This window comes from Pseudomonas sp. LM13 (assembly GCF_041381355.1).
GTDB classification, from domain to species: domain Bacteria; phylum Pseudomonadota; class Gammaproteobacteria; order Pseudomonadales; family Pseudomonadaceae; genus Stutzerimonas; species Stutzerimonas frequens.
Genome location: NZ_JACBXH010000124.1, coordinates 1 through 970 on the forward strand (window position 1 = coordinate 1; position 970 = coordinate 970).

The window sequence follows — 970 nt, forward strand, 5'->3', positions numbered from 1 at the left end:
CTCGATGCCGTGCTGGTAGCCGTTGAGCTGGTACTGGAGAGCGGCAGCCTGAGCGCCGAACACATCCTCAATGTCGTGGCACGGCTGACAGCATCCGAACCACCACCCAGCGTCGAACCCCACTTGTCGCTCAAGGAAGCCCCCGTCGCTAACACGGCGCGCTACGACCGCCTGCGTGGCCAGGCCGAGGAGGTCGGTCATGCGTGATTTGATGGCGGAACTCAAGGAGCTGCGCCTGCACGGCATGGCCACGGCCTGGGCGGAGTTAACTGCTCAGGGTGAGTCGAACACAGCCTCGTCCAAGTGGCTGCTCGAACACCTGCTGGAACAAGAGCACACAGATCGCGCCATGCGCTCGGTGAGCCACCAGATGAACATGGCCAAGCTGCCGATGCACCGCGATCTGGCCGGCTTCGACTTCAGCGCCTCCAGCGCCGACGCTCGCTTGATCAGCGAGCTGGCCAACCTGAGCTTTACCGACACCGCGCAGAACGTGGTGCTGATCGGTGGGCCAGGCACCGGTAAAACCCACCTAGCCACCGCGCTGGCCGTGTCCGGCATCACCCGGCACGGTAAGCGCGTGCGCTTCTACTCCACGGTCGATCTGGTCAATCTGCTGGAGCGCGAAAAACACGACGGCAAAGCCGGGCGGATCGCCCAGGCACTGCTGCGCATGGATCTGGTCATCCTCGACGAACTGGGTTATCTGCCGTTCAGCCAGGCTGGCGGTGCGTTGCTGTTTCACCTGCTGTCCAAGCTGTACGAACACACCAGCGTGGTGATCACCACCAACCTGAGCTTCGCCGAATGGTCGAGCGTGTTCGGCGACGCCAAGATGACCACCGCCCTGCTGGATCGGCTGACCCACCACTGCCACATCGTCGAAACCGGTAACGAGTCCTATCGCCTGCAACACAGTAGCTTGGCGGCCCAGGCCAAGATCAAATCACGGGAGCGAAAGCGTAAGGGC

General features: G+C 62.8%; 1 protein-coding gene and 1 pseudogene. Both read left to right on the forward strand.

All coding sequences use genetic code 11. The features are described from left to right. Nucleotides 1-207, forward strand: a pseudogene (locus tag HZR81_RS23635) (IS21 family transposase); the annotation flags it as partial. Continuing rightward, on the forward strand, nucleotides 200-970 hold a 771-nt coding region (gene istB, locus HZR81_RS23640; RefSeq protein ID WP_487219745.1), incomplete at its 3' end, for an IS21-like element ISPst3 family helper ATPase IstB. The pseudogene HZR81_RS23635 and the gene istB, both read left to right, overlap by 8 nt.